Raw genomic sequence first — 14,916 nt, 5'->3', positions numbered from 1 at the left:
TTCTGACCTTTAGTCGTCTTATTGCCAAATCAAAGGTTTGTGCGCAAATAAATGCTAAGTGCATCTATACGGACAGGCTAAAATGCGCGCCCGGCTTACCGCTGAACTTCTATTTACGCGCCCACAAGGTTCGCTACGTGATTGAGTTTCATAACGTTCATAAAACTTACCGGGTTGCCGGTAAGGACATCCCCGCGCTGCACTCCACCACTTTGCGTGTTGAGAGCGGCCAGGTGTTCGGCCTGATAGGCCACTCCGGTGCGGGTAAAAGTACATTGCTGCGCCTGATCAACCGCCTCGAAACGCCGAGCGGCGGCAAAATCATCGTCGATAACGAAGACGTGACCGCGATGGACGCCAACGGCCTGCGCCGTTTCCGTCAGCAAGTCGGCATGATTTTCCAGCACTTCAACCTGCTGGCTTCCAAGACCGTGGCTGATAACGTCGCGATGCCTCTGACACTGGCCGGTGAATTGTCCCGCAGTGCCATTGATAAGCGCGTTGCTGAGTTGCTCGAGCGCGTGGGCCTGTCTGATCACGCCAAAAAATACCCGGCCCAACTTTCAGGCGGCCAGAAACAGCGTGTGGGCATTGCCCGTGCGCTGGCCACCAAGCCAAAAGTGTTGCTGTGCGACGAAGCCACCAGCGCCCTCGACCCGCAAACCACCGCCTCGGTGCTGCAATTGCTGGCCGAGATCAACCGTGAGCTGAAGTTGACCATCGTGCTGATCACCCACGAGATGGATGTTATCCGTCGCGTGTGTGACGAAGTGGCAGTGATGGACGCGGGGGTGATCGTTGAGCAAGGCCCGGTGGCCGATGTATTCCTGCACCCCAAGCACCCGACCACCAAGCGTTTTGTGCAGGAAGACGAGCAGATCGACGAGAGTGAGCAGCGCGACGATTTCGCTCATGTACCTGGTCGCATCGTACGCCTGACCTTCCAGGGCGAAGCTACCTACGCACCGCTGCTGGGCACCATCGCCCGCGAAACAGGTGTGGACTACAGCATCCTGGCCGGTCGTATTGACCGCATCAAAGACACCCCTTATGGGCAATTGACCCTCGCCATCACCGGTGGCGATATGAAAGCGGCGTTCGCCCGCTTCGTTGCCGCTGACGTTCATATGGAGGTGCTGCGCTAATGGACGCTTTCTTGAGTTTTTTCTCCAATATCGACTGGCTGGAAATCTGGCTGGCTACCGGCGACACCCTGATGATGCTCGGCGGTTCGCTGCTGTTTACCATCGTGTTGGGCCTGCCGCTGGGCGTGCTGCTGTTTTTGTGCAGCCCGCGCCAACTGTTTGAACAAAAGGCGGTGTATGCCTTTCTTTCGCTGGCGGTGAACATTTTGCGGTCGCTGCCGTTCATCATCCTGCTGATTGTGATGATCCCCTTCACGGTACTGATTACCGGCACCTCGCTGGGCGTTGCCGGCGCCATCCCACCACTGGTGGTCGGCGCCACGCCGTTCTTCGCCCGTCTGGTGGAGACTGCCTTGCGTGAAGTGGACCGCGGCATCATCGAGGCGACCCAGGCCATGGGCGCCAGCACGCGGCAGATCATCACCAGCGCCCTGTTGCCTGAGGCGCGCCCTGGTATCTTTGCGGCGATCACCGTGACCGCCATTACCCTGGTGAGCTACACCGCGATGGCCGGTGTGGTGGGCGCAGGTGGTCTGGGCGATCTGGCGATCCGCTTCGGTTATCAGCGCTTCCAGACCGACGTGATGATCGTCACGGTGGTGCTGCTGCTGATTCTGGTGCAGATTCTGCAAACCGTTGGCGACAGGCTGGTGGTGCATTTTTCGCGCAAGTAAGTACGCCCCGGATTAATAAACGTAACCGCCAGCCTGTGGCTGGCAGATACCTGATTTCAGGTATTCCCAAGGAGTTGCTGCATGAAGAAGTTATTTGCTGCTGTGGCCGCTGTTGCGGCGTTCTCGGCCCACGCGGGCGATCTGTCGGTTGCGGCCACCCCAGTGCCTCACGCCGAAATCCTGGAGTTCGTGAAACCTGCACTGGCCAAAGAGGGTGTAAACCTCAAGGTCAAGGTGTTCACCGACTACATCCAGCCAAACGTGCAGGTGGCCGAAAAGCGCCTGGACGCCAACTTCTTCCAGCACCAACCGTACCTGGATGAGTTCAACAAGGCCAAGGGCACCCACCTGATCAACGTTGCAGCCGTTCACCTGGAGCCGCTGGGCGCTTACTCGAGCAAGTACAAAAAGCTGGATGAAATCAAAGACGGTTCTACCGTGGTGATCCCGAATGACGCCACCAACGGCGGCCGTGCGCTGTTGTTGCTGGATAAGGCCGGGCTGATTACGCTCAAGGACAAGACCAACATCCTGTCGACACCCAAAGACATTACCGCCAACCCCAAGAAGCTGAAGTTCCGCGAGTTGGAAGCAGCCACCATTCCACGGGTGCTGACCCAGGTTGATCTGGCGCTGATCAACACCAACTACGCGCTGGAAGCCAAGCTGAACCCGGAAACAGACGCACTGGTCATCGAAGGCAGCGACTCGCCTTACGTGAATATTCTGGTGGCTCGCCCGGATGACAAGGACTCGGCTGACATGCAAAAGCTGGTTGCAGCCCTGCACAGCCCGGAAGTGAAAGCGTTCATTCTTGAGAAGTACAAAGGCGCCATCGTTCCGGCGTTCTGACACCCACTGTCGGAGCAATCCCGCCCCTCTGTGGGAGCGGGCTTGCTCGCGATGGCATCATTGCGGTTTGTCTGAAAGACCGTGTCGCCTGCATCGCAGGCAAGCCAGCGCCCACCCAGTAACCTGCAGCCCCCCTCCTTACTTGCGTTCAACCAATCCCGGCAACTGGGCAACCATCTTCTGGTTGTTGAACGGTGCGCGGATAAACCCTCGCTGAGTGCCGTCCGGCCCGATCAGCGCAAGATTGCCACTGTGATCCACCGTGTAGTTCGCCTTGCTGGTATCGGCGGGAATAAACGGGATGCTCACCGCGTTGGCGAGTGTCTGCAGCTCTTCAATGGAGCCCGGCGTCAGCCCCACAAACTGCGGGTCAAAGTAGCCCAGGTATTGCTTGAGCTGCTGCGGCGTGTCGCGATGGGGATCAACGCTGACCAGCACGATCTGCAGCTTGTCCTGTACCTCTTTGGGCAGCTCGCTTTTGATCTGGCGCAGTTGGGCGAGGGTGGTCGGGCAAATGTCCGGGCAGAAGGTGTAGCCAAAAAACAGCATGCTCCATTTGTCTTTCAGCGCGTTCATCACCACCGGCTGACCGTCCTGGTTGGTCATCGTCACGTCCGGCAGTTGGCGGCTTTGCGGCAGCAAAATGATCCCGGCATCGATCAGCGACGTGTTATCGCCCTGGTTTTTACCCGACATCATTTTGTTAAACGTCAGGCCCATGACCAAGGCCACCAGCGCAACGAGAATAAAGACGGTCTTTTGAATTTTAGTCATAGGTTCAACATCAGATAGTGGTCGACAAGCAGCGCGATAAACAGCAGGAACAGGTAGTAGATAGAGTACTTGAACGTGTTGATCGCCGCGTGCGGCTGGGTGCCACGGTACAGCACCCACGCCCAATGCAGAAAGCGTGCGCCCAACCCTAGCGCACAGCCCAGATAGAGCAAGCCGCTCATATGGATCACAAACGGCAGCAGACTCACTGCCAGCAGGGCACAGGTGTACAGCAGGATATGCACCTTGGTGTAGTGTTCGCCGTGAGTGACCGGCAGCATCGGGATATCGGCCTTGGCGTATTCTTCCTTGCGATGAATGGCCAGGGCCCAGAAATGCGGCGGGGTCCAGGCGAAGATGATCAACACCAGCAGCAACGGCTCGGCGGTGACCTGCCCGGTAACCGCCACCCAGCCCAGCAGCGGTGGGGCAGCCCCGGCGAGCCCCCCGATAACGATATTTTGCGGTGTGGCCCGTTTCAAAAAACCGGTGTAGATCACCGCATAGCCGAGCAACGACGCCAGCGTCAGCCAGGCTGTCAGCGGATTGGTAAACACCAGCAGCAATCCCATGCCCGCCAGCGCCAGCAACAGAGCGAAGGTCAGCGCAGCAACCGGCGACACTCGCCCCTGTGCCAGCGGGCGCTTGTGGGTGCGGGCCATGACGGCGTCAATGCGCCGGTCCACTACATGATTGACTGCGGCCGCAGCACCGGCACACAGGCTGATGCCCAGATTGCCGAAGATCAGCACCGGCCAGGGCACGCCGGCGCGGGTCGCCAGGAACATGCCCACCAGCGACGTAATCAGCATCAAGACCAGCACCTTGGGCTTGGTCAGCTCCAGATAATCGCGCCACAACGCCCGCTGTGCCTGCTCGCCCATCAAGGTCGCCACGGTTGTTCTCCTTTGAGGCTGTAGGTCCAGCGGGAAAATCGTGGCGCCCGAGCCCGTACCAGCACTGCGCGTGCGTGGTAATTGACCAGCACCAGGGTCAGCAGCAAAGCCGCACCCCCGGCGTTGTGGGCCACCGCCACTGCCAGCGGCAAGCCAAACAGCACATTGCTCAGGCCCAGGCCGATCTGTGCCGCCAGCGCCACCAGCAGTAACCCCGCAAGACGGCTCATGCCGACCTTGCGCAATTGCCAGGCCAGACCCAGCAGCACGCCGGTCAGCAGCATGGCGCCCAAACGATGGGTGAGGTGAATCGCCGTACGGGCTTCGCTGTCCAGTTGCCCACCCAGATAGTTGGGGCCAATGTGCTGAGTCAGATGAAAACCATTGGCGAAATCGGCTTCAGGCCACCATTGGCCATGGCAGGTCGGCACATCAACACACGCCACGGCGGCATAGTTGGAGCTGACCCATCCCCCCAATGCGATCTGCAGGATTGCCAGCATCAGCCCGGCGCTGGCCCAACGTTGCAAACGCCGCGGTACCGCCAGCGCGGGCAATACGCCAGAGAGGCGCAAGGTCAGCAAAAACAGCAAACTCAAGGTGGCAAAGCCGCCGAGCAGATGCCCGGTGACAACCTGCGGCCATAGTTTGAGCGTCACCGTCCACATGCCAAAGGCCGCCTGGGCGATCACCACCAGCAGGATAAACAGCGGCAGCTTGAGCGGCTGATCGGGCAAGTGCCGCTGCCGCCATGCACGGGCTGCCAGGAGTACGATCATCAGGCCCAGGGTGCCAGCGAAGTAACGATGGGTCATCTCGCTCCACCCTTTATCGGCCTCCACCGGGGCATCGGGAAAATGCAGCTCGGCATGGGCCAGTTGCGCCTCGGTCTTGGGCACGCTGATAAAACCGTAGCAGCCCGGCCAGTCAGGGCAGCCCAGCCCTGCATGGGTCAGGCGGGTGTAGGCGCCGAGCAGCACCACCACCAGCGCCAGCAAGGTGGCAAGCAAGGCGAGACGAAATCCGGCTTTGGCCATGGCGTAGCCCTCTATCCGATATTGGACAGCTTCAGCAGCAGGCGCAGGTCGTTGAGCACGTCCTTGCCGATCACCCCGTAGGCGTAGCGCAGCACCAGATTGCCGTGGGGGTCGATGATCCACAGTTGCGCTGCACCGTTGCCCTCGGCACCCTGCGTATAAGTTGGCAGGTCCAGGGCGTAGCGCTGCAGTTGCGGGTATTCGAGTTGCAGCTTGGCCGCGTAGGCCGCATCTACGGGGTGTGCGGCTGCCAGTGCGTGGGTTGCGCGGGAGGCATCGCGACCGAGGCCGATCTGCAGCTGGCGGGCCAGGTACACCAGTTGCTGGCAATCCGTAGCGCAACCCTGAGGCGCGGTCACCAGCAGCTGCCAGCGTTGTTCATCGGCCGTCACCCCAAGGGCAGCGCGGCTTTGCCCGTTGCCGATTAGCTCGCCGTGGTAGCTGCGGCTTTCGGGCAGCCAGAATTTGAGTTGGTACATGCACGTGGCCAGCACCATCGGGCCGACGGTGAGCAGCAAAATAAGGATCAGTTGCAAGCGCCCGCGCCGTCGTGTGGTCGGGGGCAGGCTGCGTGTGCTTTCAGGCGGATTGATGGCCGTTCCCATGGCGTTTCTCCTGAGCAGTGTGCCAACCGAGATACAGATAAAGACCGAGTAACGCCAGTGCCATGGCGAACCATTGCACGGCATAGGCGGTGTGTTTTTCCGGGCCCATGCCCGTGGAGATCAGTGGCCAGTCGGCCAGATACGCTGCGGGCCCGGGGGCGATGCGCACCTCGTCGGCAAAGCCTTCACGGCCCAGTTCGGCCCACAGTTTGGCTGGCATCACGGCCGTTACCAGCCGTGGCCAGGGTGCGTTCAGCGGATCGGCGTGCAGCTGGAAGGGAGTGCCCGGTGATTGGTAAACCCAGGCCTGAATATCCAGTATCTGCTCCGGGGTGCTGAACTCGGGTGGCTTAAGGCGGCTCGGCCATGGCAACCAGCCGCGATTAAGCCACAGCCACTGGCCGCTGGCCTGATCCTGAAAGGGTTGCAGCAGCTCCACACCGACCTTGCCGTCGCGCATGCGGTTGTCCAGGAGCAGGCTGTGTTGACCGTCGAAATGGCCGCGCAGCTGCACGCGGCGAAAGGCCGGATCATCGAAGGTGAGCAATTGCTCGACGGTCACCGGTGCGGCCACCTGACGCTCGGCGTAGTGGTTGAGCAACTCACGCTTTTGCTCGCCCCGGTCAAGCTGCCAGAAGCCCAGAAACACCAGAAGCGGCAGCACCGCCAACACCACCAGCGTGGGGGCAAAACCAGGGCGAAAGCGCGTCATAGCACGTAAACAAACAAGAACAGGCCGAGCCACACAACATCAACAAAATGCCAGTACCAGGTTGCGGCCTGGAATCCGAACTGGTGCTCGGCATTGAAGTGGCCGCGCACAATACGGATCAGCATGATCAGCAAAATCAGCGCGCCGATGGTCACGTGGGCACCGTGAAAACCGGTGAGCATAAAGAAGGTCGCACCATAGATGCCTGAGCCCAGAGTCAACCCCAGCTCTTTGTAGGCGTGAACATATTCCTCGGCCTGGAACCCCAGGAAGCCTGCACCCAGCAACACCGTCAGCCCCAGCCAGAACTTCAGCGCGCCGCGATGGCCCTTGTTCAGTGCATGGTGGGCGATGGTCAGGGTGACGCTGGAACTGACCAGCAATACGGTATTAAGCAGCGGCAAGCCCCACGGGCTGATGGTCCCTTTGGGGGGCGGGTACAGGGCAGGGTCGGGGGTGTGCAGCAGTGGCCAGGTGAACTGAAAGTCGGGCCACAGCATATGTGCCACTGCCTTGCTGCCTTCGCCCCCCAGCCACGGGCCGGCAAAGTGGCGTACATAAAACAGCGCACCAAAAAAGGCGAGAAAGAACATTACCTCGGAAAAAATAAACCAGGTCATGCCCCAGCGAAAGGAGCGGTCGAGCTGCGAGCTGTAAAGCCCGGCGCGACTCTCTTTGATCACTGCGCCAAACCAGCCGAACATCATGTAGGCAACGATCAGACCGCCGACGAAAAAGATCAGCGGCCCGTGGGATTCAGGCCGCGCCGCCTTCAGATCGTTGAACCATGTCCCCAGTCCATACACCGTGACCAGCAAGCCAATGGTGGCAATGATCGGCCACTTGCTTTGCGCCGGTACGTAGTACTGATCGTGAGTTGCCATGGGGCGTTCTCCTTATCGGGAAGGCTGGTCAGCGGCCTTGCCGGCGATGGCGGCGACGGGCGGATGGCGAGCGGTGATATCGAACAGCGTGTAAGCCAGCGTCAGGTGTTTCACATCCTTGGGCATGGCCTGATCGACGATAAAGCGCATGGGCATTTCGATCCGTTCACCCGGTTGCAGCACCTGTTGGGTAAAGCAAAAGCACTCGGTCTTGTGGAAGTACCGGGCCGCTTCGGCGGGCGAAATGCTCGGCACTGCCTGCGCTGACATCGGTTGACCGGTAGGGTTGTAGGCAACAAAGACCATCTCGTTGACCGCGCCCGGATTGACCACCAGTTGATCGCCCTTGGGGTAGAACTCCCACACCATGTCGATGGCATTGGTAGACAGGAATTGCACCCGTACCTGACGGCTCGGGTCGACCACTTGCTCCCCTTCGTACTGCCCGGCGGTCTTGCCATTGATGCCGAAGGCCTTGCACATCACGTCGTAAATCGGCACCAGGGCAAAGCCGAAGGCAAACATCACCACCACCAGCAGCGACAGGCGCAGGACCAGGCGTTTGATGGGGGTTGAGTTGTTCACGCTTGATCTCCTTGGAGCAAAAGCCCCTCTCCCAAAGGGAGAGGGGACTTTGACCTTTCACTTGATTTCCGGCGGCGTGGTAAAGGTGTGGTACGGCGCGGGCGAAGGCACGCTCCATTCCAGACCTTCGGCGCCGTCCCACGGCTTGGCCGGTGCTGGCGGCCCACCGCGGATGCATTTGATGACAATAAACAGGAACAAAAACTGCGTCGCTCCAAACATGAACCCACCAATCGACGACACCATGTTGAAATCGGCAAATTGCAGGTTGTAGTCCGGAATCCGCCGCGGCATACCCGCCAGTCCGACAAAGTGCATCGGGAAGAACGTCAGGTTCATGCCCACAAAGGACAGCCAGAAGTGCAGCTTGCCCAGGGTTTCGTCGTACATGTGACCGGTCCATTTCGGCAGCCAGTAGTAGGTCGAAGCGAAGATGCCAAAGATTGCCCCCGGCACCAGCACATAGTGGAAATGCGCCACCACAAAATAGGTGTCGTGGTACTGAAAGTCCGCCGGGGCAATGGCCAGCATCAACCCGGAAAACCCGCCGATGGTGAACAGAATCACAAAGGCCACGGCAAACAGCATCGGCGTTTCAAAGGTCAGTGAGCCTTGCCACATGGTGCTGGCCCAGTTGAACACCTTGACCCCGGTGGGCACCGCGATCAGCAGCGTGGCGTACATGAAGAACAGCTCGCCCACCAGCGGAATGCCCACCACAAACATATGGTGCGCCCATACGATAAACGACAGGAAGGCGATGCTGGCCGTGGCGTAGACCATCGAGGTGTAGCCAAACAGCGGCTTGCGCGAGAAGGTTGGAATGATCGCGCTGACGGCACCGAAGGCCGGCAGGATCATGATGTACACCTCGGGATGGCCGAAAAACCAGAACACATGCTGGAACAGCACAGGGTCACCGCCACCTGCGGCGCTGAAAAAGCTGGTGCCGAAGTGGATATCCATCAGCATCATCGTCACCACACCCGCGAGCACCGGCATTACCGCAATCAGCAGAAAGGCGGTGATTAACCAGGTCCAGACAAACAGGGGCATTTTCATCAGGGTCATGCCGGGGGCGCGCAGGTTGAGGATGGTGGCGATCACGTTTATCGCGCCCATGATCGAGCTGATGCCCATCAAATGGATTGCAAAAATGAAAAAGGTCACGCTTTCGGGTGCGTAGGTCGTGGACAGCGGCGCGTAGAACGTCCAGCCGAAGTTGGGCCCACCCCCGGCGATGAATAGCGTCGAAATCAGCAGTAAAAATGCGGCGGGCAACAGCCAGAAGCTGAAGTTGTTCATCCGTGGCAAGGCCATGTCCGGTGCGCCGATCATCAGCGGGATCATCCAGTTGGCCAGGCCGACAAACGCCGGCATCACCGCGCCGAAGACCATGATCAGACCGTGCATGGTGGTCATCTGGTTGAAAAAGGCCGGGGCCACGATCTGCAGGCCGGGCTGGAACAGCTCGGCGCGAATCACCATGGCAAACGAGCCGCCAAGCAGAAACATGCAGAAGCTGAACCACAGGTACAAGGTGCCGATGTCCTTGTGGTTGGTGGTCAGCACCCAGCGCATCAGGCCTTTGGCCGGGCCATGGGCCTGACCGTCTGCATGGCCGTGGTCATCGATAACAGCACTCATGTCCTGACTCCTGCAAACAGCTGGACCAAGAAGCCAGTGGCAGATTGCCCCCGACCGTTACGTGCACACATCCCCGGGCGGCTCATTTGCCTTGTTCCTGCTTGAGTGCCAGCACGTCTTTTGGTGTCACCATGTCGCCCTTGTTGTTGCCCCAGGCGTTGCGTTCGTAAGTCACCACCGCAGCGATGTCGACTTCCGACAATTGCTTGCCGAAAGCGGCCATGGCGGTCCCCGGTTTGCCGAAGAACACGCGGTGCAGGTGGTCGGCGGCAGGGCCGGTGGCAACAGGAGAACCCTTGAGTGCCGGGAACATCGGCGGCAGGCCCTGGCCCTGAGCCTGGTGACAGGCCACGCAGGCGGTGTGATAGACCTTGTCGCCACGCGCCACCAACTCGTCGAGGGTCCACTCTTTACTGGTCAATTCCTTGAGTTGCGCGGCCTGGGCCTTGCGTTCGGTCAACCAGGCGTCGTAATCGGCCCTAGTTTTGACATCAACCACAATCGGCATAAAGCCGTGGTCCTTGCCACACAGTTCGGCGCACTGGCCGCGGTAAAGGCCAGGCTTCTCGACGCGGGTCCAGGCCTCGTTGATAAACCCCGGAATAGCGTCACGTTTGACTGCAAAAGCCGGCACCCACCAGGAATGGATGACATCGGCCGAGGTCACCAAAAACCGCACCTTGGCGCCTATGGGCAAAACCAGCGGTTCATCGACCTCGAGCAGGTAATGCTCGCCCTTGGGGGCCTGGTTGTGGATCTGGTCGGCGGGGGTGGCCAGGTTGCTGAAAAACTCGACGTCCTGGCCCAGGTATTTGTAATGCCATTTCCACTGATAGCCAGTGACCTGGATATCCACATCCGATTCACTGCTGTCATAGATATGGATCAGGGTGCGGGTCGCTGGCACCGCCATGGCGATCAGGATCAGCAGGGGGATGACTGTCCACAGGATTTCGACTCTGGTGCTCTCATGAAACTTGGCCGGTTCCTGGCCGGTGGAGCGACGGTGAACGATCATCGACCAGAACATGGCCCCGAAGACGATGATGCCGATCACCACACAGATCCAGAAGATGGTCATGTGTAGGTCGAAGACCGCATGACTGACTTCGGTTGCACCTGGCGTCATATTCACGGTCCAGGCCGCTTGTGCCTGGCTGAACACTGACCACAACAGCAGGCCCATCCATAACTGTGGATGTCGCATCGCGGTGTTCCCCTTTATTTTTCTTGTTATTGCGCCGGTCTGCATCTGTACACGGGCAGCGCTACAAGGGGGCGGTGTTCCAACCAGCTGTTCCTTACCGCCGAGCCTCGTCTGCTCAAGCAGTCGGGCGTCATCGAATAACGGTTACAAAAACGAGTATAGACACAGGGCCCGGCCCCGCAATATGAGGGGCCAAAACAATGAAATAAGGGGCCATCGACAAATGGCACTCACTGCCCGGTCACAAAATGAATGACAATACTCCCCCTGAAAAACCCCTCTCCTTGACCTGAGAGGGCTACTTTTTTAAAAGTACCCCCCTGTCTAGCACCCCCCTGGAGTTCCCATGAACACCGCCGCCATCCGCGTGCAGATCTCGCGTGCCCAAGACCATGAGGCTGAAACGGGCCTGCTCGCCAAGCATCTGGCCGCTCAATTGCCACACCTTCACACCGCCATCCAATTGCCTGAAGTCGACCGTAATGTGGTGATGACGCGTTTCGTCAGCGCCTATATCGACCAGGTGCCCGACTTGCTCGATGCGGCCAATGAAGTCGCTCGCGAGGCCGGTATCGAGTCGCAGATCAAGCCGATCCTGAAAATCGCCGAGCAATTCTTTGCCCAGCCATTGCCGCTGCTCGTTGGCCACGAAGGGCTGGAGGGTTTGCTGGACGAAGCGTACCTGGCGCACCGCCTGGTCGAAGAGGTCAACGACCTCTATATCAAGCACTTCCAGCAGCCGTTGATTCCGCTGGACATGACCGTGGCCAACCTGATCGCCCACCAGTTGATTGGCGAAGACTTTGCCAACCAGCTGGATGCCGCCGTGCATCATGCGGTTGACCTGATGCTCAACGAAGAGAGCTTTGCCCTGGAGTCGGTCGAAGCCTATCGCGAGCGCCTGACCAGCCCTGAAACGGGCGCAGCCTGGAAGCGCTGGCCGTGCCTGTCCAAGCAATTGGGCGTTGGCCTGGCGTTGTAAGATTTTTGCAGGCTTTTTGTGGGAGCTGGCTTGCCTGCGATGCAGACGCTGCGGTTTAACTGACATACCGCGCTGATGCAATCGCGAGCAAGCCCGCTCCCACCGCTCATGCGCGTTTAAAACCGCGCTTTGGGCGTCGCGCTCGGGATCGGGCTGGTGCCGTCCAGTGGCAGGAATTCGCCCTTGTCGGCGTCGTAGGCCTTGATTGCGCTGGTTTCGATGTCGTAGACCCAGCCATGGATAAACAGATGCCCATTGGCCATACGCGACGCTACCGACGGGTGCGTGCGCAAGTGCTGCAGTTGGGCAATCACGTTCTCTTCCGTCAGCACGTGCATGCTTTCAGATTCATTGGCGCAGTTGCAGTTGTCCTGCACCATGGTCTTGGCCACTTCCACGTGGTGCAACCAGGCCTTTACCGTCGGCATTTTTTTCAGGCTGGCGGGGTTGAGCACGGCGCGCATCGCGCCACAATCGGAATGCCCGCAAATGATGATGTGCTGCACGCCCAGTGCCAGTACCGCGTACTCGATCGCCGTGGAAACACCACCGTTCATCTGACCGTAAGGCGGTACAACGTTGCCGACGTTACGGGTCACGAACAGATCGCCCGGTGCGCTCTGGGTGATCAGCTCCGGCACGATGCGCGAATCGGCACAGGCAATAAACATCGCACGGGGGTTTTGCGCCGTGGCCAGCTTTTTGAAAAAGGCTTCTTGTTCAGGGAAGATTTCGTGATGAAAGTGCAAAAAACCATCAACGATATGGTGCAGTGCTGAATCGGCACTTTCAGCTGCGGCCGAGGGCTGCGATTTAGGCTTGTCAGTCATCGTTGTATCCCTGGGCAATGTGATGGCGGATATTACCTGAACTCATTTCTGCGTCAAAACACCCAGTGCTTTGGCCGCTTCTTCGAGCTCCAGCTCACTGAATACCTGCACCCCTGCACGGGTCAGCAAGGCTGCAGTCACGCCCTGCCCCTCGACTTTGACACCCCTAAAGCTGCCGTCATAGGTCAGTCGATTGCCGCAGGACGGGCTGTTGGCCTTGAGAATGGCAATGCGGATGCCGTGGCGCTCAACCAGCGCCAGTGCCTGACGCGCGCCGGACACAAACGCCTCGGTTACGTCTTCGCCTTCAGTGGTAATGACTGCAGCCTTGCCCGCGAGCACCTCGACCCCTTGGCCGCCGGGGATCTCTGCTGCAGCGCGTGGCGTGGGCAAGCCGCCCGCCACTTCCGGGCACAAGGCAATCACCCGGCCTTCGGCCTGCCATTGCGCCAGTAGTGCATAGGGGCCGCTGGCGCCGCCGTCGTAGCGTACGCGATGCCCCAGCAGGCAGCGACTGACCAGTACTTTGGGGCTCATACAAACACCTCGGTGGCACGACGGCGAAACCAACCGGTCAACGACAGACGGTCACGGGTCGCAGGCATGACTTCATGGGGGATTTCGCCCGAGAGAAAGACCACCAGACACCCGCCGGTCGGCAACACGTCATAGTCGATATCGCCGTCCAGGTACATGCGCAAATGCCCACCATGCTCGGGCAGCCAGCCCTGGTTGAGATAGACCACGGCCGAAACCATGCGCCGGTCATCATCCCGAAAGCGGTCCAGATGCTTGAGGTAAAACGCACCGGGCGGGTAGAGCGCAAAGTGGCTTTCAAAGTCCTCCAGGCCCAAAAAAAGCCTGCGATTCATGGCGATTCGCAGGCTTTCCATTAACCCCAGGTAACTGTCGCAAGCCAGCGCCTCTCCCGGCTCCAGCCATTGGATATGGTCACCGCGTATTCCCTCGCGTACCTCCTGAGTCACACCGCGGCCGACCGCTGCCGGGGTCAGTTCGCCTTCAGCTGAACGTTTATGGCACTCAGCCGCCAGTTCGAGGGTCAGAGCCTCGGGCAGGAAAATATTTTGCTGTGACCATCCCTGCGTATACAGGTCGTCGACGATGCGTAGCAACAGCGGGTGATCAGAGGGTATTTGCATGGCGCGCATAGTATCGAGCCGCCTCAAAATCTGACAGCTCCGTCTAGCTGGCAATGTCGAAATAAATCACCTGCACGCTTTAATGCCCATATGAGCAAGACGAATTCTCGACAAGTCCTACGCCACACCCGGACAATAGCGCCCTGCAGACAGGAGCCCCTCATGCGCCGCTTGTTTTTACTGTTAATGATGTTTTGTACGTTACCCGCATGGGCAGACAACCTTGATGATCTGTTTACGGTCGCCGGCTGGCCGCAACAACGTGAGCACTTCAATGATGCGCTGGGCGCTGCTCAGGAGCGTTATCGCAACAATTTGCCGCCAGCGGTCTACCAGGCGTTGGTCAACAACAGTAGCCAGCGTTTTGCACCTGCGGCGATGGATAAGCGGGCCAAGGAACAGATGCGTAGCAACTTGCCTGATCCGAAGCCGGCGCTGGTGTTTTTCCGCTCGCCATTGGGCGGCAAAATTGTCGCCGCCGAGCTGTTGGCCACGCGCCGCGATCAATTGGCCATGCATGCGCAGGGCCTGCCGCGCATGGACGCCGACGCTACCCGCCAGTTGCTGATCAATCATTTGTCTCGCGCACTGCCTGCCCGTGAAGCCGGGGCCGAAGTCAGCCTGGCGATTGCCGGTGTTGCCGCGGACAGCTTGAGTTCGATGATCCCGGGGCTATTGGGTGGCGGGCAAGCGCAGAGCATGTTGAACGGGCAGCGCCAGCGGTTGATGGATCAGATCGGCGGCGAGCTGGATAACACCTTGCTCTACGTGTATCGCGATCTGTCTGACCCGGAGCTGGAAGAGTTCGTTACCTTTGCGCAATCGCCTGAAGGCAAGACCTATTATCAAGCAGCCCTGGCAGCGGTTCGCGCCGGGCTGGCAGTGGGGCAAAGCACTGCCAACCTGAACCCATAGGACAGCGCCCT

17 protein-coding genes are annotated in these 14,916 nt (G+C 59.5%); 5 read left to right on the top strand and 12 right to left on the bottom strand.

All coding sequences use genetic code 11. The features are described from left to right. Positions 1–137: 137 nt before the first annotated feature. The 3 genes from PPTH39_RS16255 to PPTH39_RS16245 all read left to right on the top strand — a co-directional run bounded on the left by PPTH39_RS16255 (position 138) and on the right by PPTH39_RS16245 (position 2,671). A complete protein-coding gene (locus PPTH39_RS16255) occupies positions 138–1,145 on the top strand; it encodes a methionine ABC transporter ATP-binding protein (RefSeq protein WP_094999684.1) in 1,008 nt (335 codons plus the stop codon). Continuing rightward, positions 1,145–1,819 (top strand): methionine ABC transporter permease, encoded by a 675-nt coding sequence (locus PPTH39_RS16250; RefSeq protein WP_094999685.1) that lies wholly within the window; start codon positions 1,145–1,147, stop codon positions 1,817–1,819. The genes PPTH39_RS16255 and PPTH39_RS16250 overlap by 1 nt, the downstream gene beginning before the upstream one ends. A gap of 81 nt (positions 1,820–1,900) precedes the next feature. Beyond that, complete coding sequence (locus PPTH39_RS16245) at positions 1,901–2,671, top strand: MetQ/NlpA family ABC transporter substrate-binding protein (protein WP_094999686.1); 771 nt, start codon at positions 1,901–1,903, stop codon at positions 2,669–2,671. A gap of 138 nt (positions 2,672–2,809) precedes the next feature. Here the strand turns inward: PPTH39_RS16245 and PPTH39_RS16240 are convergent, their stop codons facing one another. From PPTH39_RS16240 to coxB, 9 genes are all read right to left on the bottom strand, one after another. Next, positions 2,810–3,445: an SCO family protein gene (locus PPTH39_RS16240; protein WP_095017884.1), complete on the bottom strand. Its 636-nt coding sequence runs from the start codon at positions 3,443–3,445 to the stop codon at positions 2,810–2,812. Then, on the bottom strand, positions 3,442–4,329 hold the full coding sequence (gene cyoE, locus PPTH39_RS16235) for a heme o synthase (RefSeq protein ID WP_153326762.1): 888 nt from the start codon (positions 4,327–4,329) through the stop codon (positions 3,442–3,444). The genes PPTH39_RS16240 and cyoE overlap by 4 nt, the downstream gene beginning before the upstream one ends. Further along, the gene (locus tag PPTH39_RS16230; RefSeq protein ID WP_095017883.1) at positions 4,329–5,378 is read right to left on the bottom strand and encodes a COX15/CtaA family protein; all 1,050 of its coding nucleotides are present in this window, start codon (positions 5,376–5,378) and stop codon (positions 4,329–4,331) included. Before PPTH39_RS16230 ends, cyoE begins: the two co-directional genes overlap by 1 nt. Before the next feature lie 11 nt (positions 5,379–5,389). Next, positions 5,390–5,983, bottom strand: a complete 594-nt coding sequence (locus PPTH39_RS16225) for a hypothetical protein (RefSeq protein ID WP_130872196.1) — start codon at positions 5,981–5,983, stop codon at positions 5,390–5,392. Continuing rightward, positions 5,958–6,695, bottom strand: a complete 738-nt coding sequence (locus PPTH39_RS16220) for an SURF1 family protein (protein WP_130872195.1) — start codon at positions 6,693–6,695, stop codon at positions 5,958–5,960. Before PPTH39_RS16220 ends, PPTH39_RS16225 begins: the two co-directional genes overlap by 26 nt. Next, complete coding sequence (locus PPTH39_RS16215) at positions 6,692–7,579, bottom strand: cytochrome c oxidase subunit 3 (protein ID WP_094999692.1); 888 nt, start codon at positions 7,577–7,579, stop codon at positions 6,692–6,694. Before PPTH39_RS16215 ends, PPTH39_RS16220 begins: the two co-directional genes overlap by 4 nt. Positions 7,580–7,591: 12 nt before the next feature. Beyond that, the gene (locus PPTH39_RS16210) at positions 7,592–8,164 is read right to left on the bottom strand and encodes a cytochrome c oxidase assembly protein (protein ID WP_094999693.1); all 573 of its coding nucleotides are present in this window, start codon (positions 8,162–8,164) and stop codon (positions 7,592–7,594) included. Positions 8,165–8,221: 57 nt separating this feature from the next. Further along, on the bottom strand, positions 8,222–9,811 hold the full coding sequence (gene ctaD, locus PPTH39_RS16205) for a cytochrome c oxidase subunit I (protein WP_130872194.1): 1,590 nt from the start codon (positions 9,809–9,811) through the stop codon (positions 8,222–8,224). An 82-nt stretch (positions 9,812–9,893) separates the two neighbouring features. Beyond that, a complete protein-coding gene (gene coxB / locus PPTH39_RS16200) occupies positions 9,894–11,018 on the bottom strand; it encodes a cytochrome c oxidase subunit II (protein ID WP_130872193.1) in 1,125 nt (374 codons plus the stop codon). A gap of 346 nt (positions 11,019–11,364) precedes the next feature. Here coxB and PPTH39_RS16195 point away from each other — a divergent pair, with 346 nt between their 5' ends. Beyond that, positions 11,365–12,000 carry a hypothetical protein gene (locus PPTH39_RS16195; protein WP_094999696.1) on the top strand — a complete coding sequence of 212 codons (636 nt, stop codon included), beginning with the start codon at positions 11,365–11,367 and terminating at the stop codon, positions 11,998–12,000. A 116-nt stretch (positions 12,001–12,116) separates the two neighbouring features. On the opposite strand, the gene PPTH39_RS16185 is transcribed toward PPTH39_RS16195, so the two are convergent. Genes PPTH39_RS16185 through PPTH39_RS16175 form a run of 3 tightly spaced genes read right to left on the bottom strand, consistent with a single transcriptional unit; the run spans position 12,117 to position 13,999 of the window. After that, complete coding sequence (locus tag PPTH39_RS16185) at positions 12,117–12,830, bottom strand: carbonic anhydrase (protein ID WP_094999697.1); 714 nt, start codon at positions 12,828–12,830, stop codon at positions 12,117–12,119. A 42-nt stretch (positions 12,831–12,872) separates the two neighbouring features. Beyond that, on the bottom strand, positions 12,873–13,367 hold the full coding sequence (locus tag PPTH39_RS16180; protein WP_094999698.1) for a 2-thiouracil desulfurase family protein: 495 nt from the start codon (positions 13,365–13,367) through the stop codon (positions 12,873–12,875). After that, positions 13,364–13,999, bottom strand: a complete 636-nt coding sequence (locus PPTH39_RS16175; protein ID WP_094999699.1) for a 2OG-Fe(II) oxygenase — start codon at positions 13,997–13,999, stop codon at positions 13,364–13,366. The genes PPTH39_RS16180 and PPTH39_RS16175 overlap by 4 nt, the downstream gene beginning before the upstream one ends. A 153-nt stretch (positions 14,000–14,152) precedes the next feature. On the opposite strand from PPTH39_RS16175, the gene PPTH39_RS16170 reads away from it, so the two are divergent. After that, positions 14,153–14,905, top strand: coding sequence for a hypothetical protein (locus PPTH39_RS16170; RefSeq protein WP_094999700.1), 753 nt, complete (start codon positions 14,153–14,155; stop codon positions 14,903–14,905). The last annotated feature ends 11 nt before the right edge of the window (positions 14,906–14,916 follow it).

This window comes from Pseudomonas bubulae (genome assembly GCF_900618535.1).
GTDB classification, from domain to species: domain Bacteria; phylum Pseudomonadota; class Gammaproteobacteria; order Pseudomonadales; family Pseudomonadaceae; genus Aquipseudomonas; species Aquipseudomonas bubulae.
Note: the sequence above shows the minus strand (reverse complement) of the source record. Positions and strands in the feature narration are given on the sequence as shown.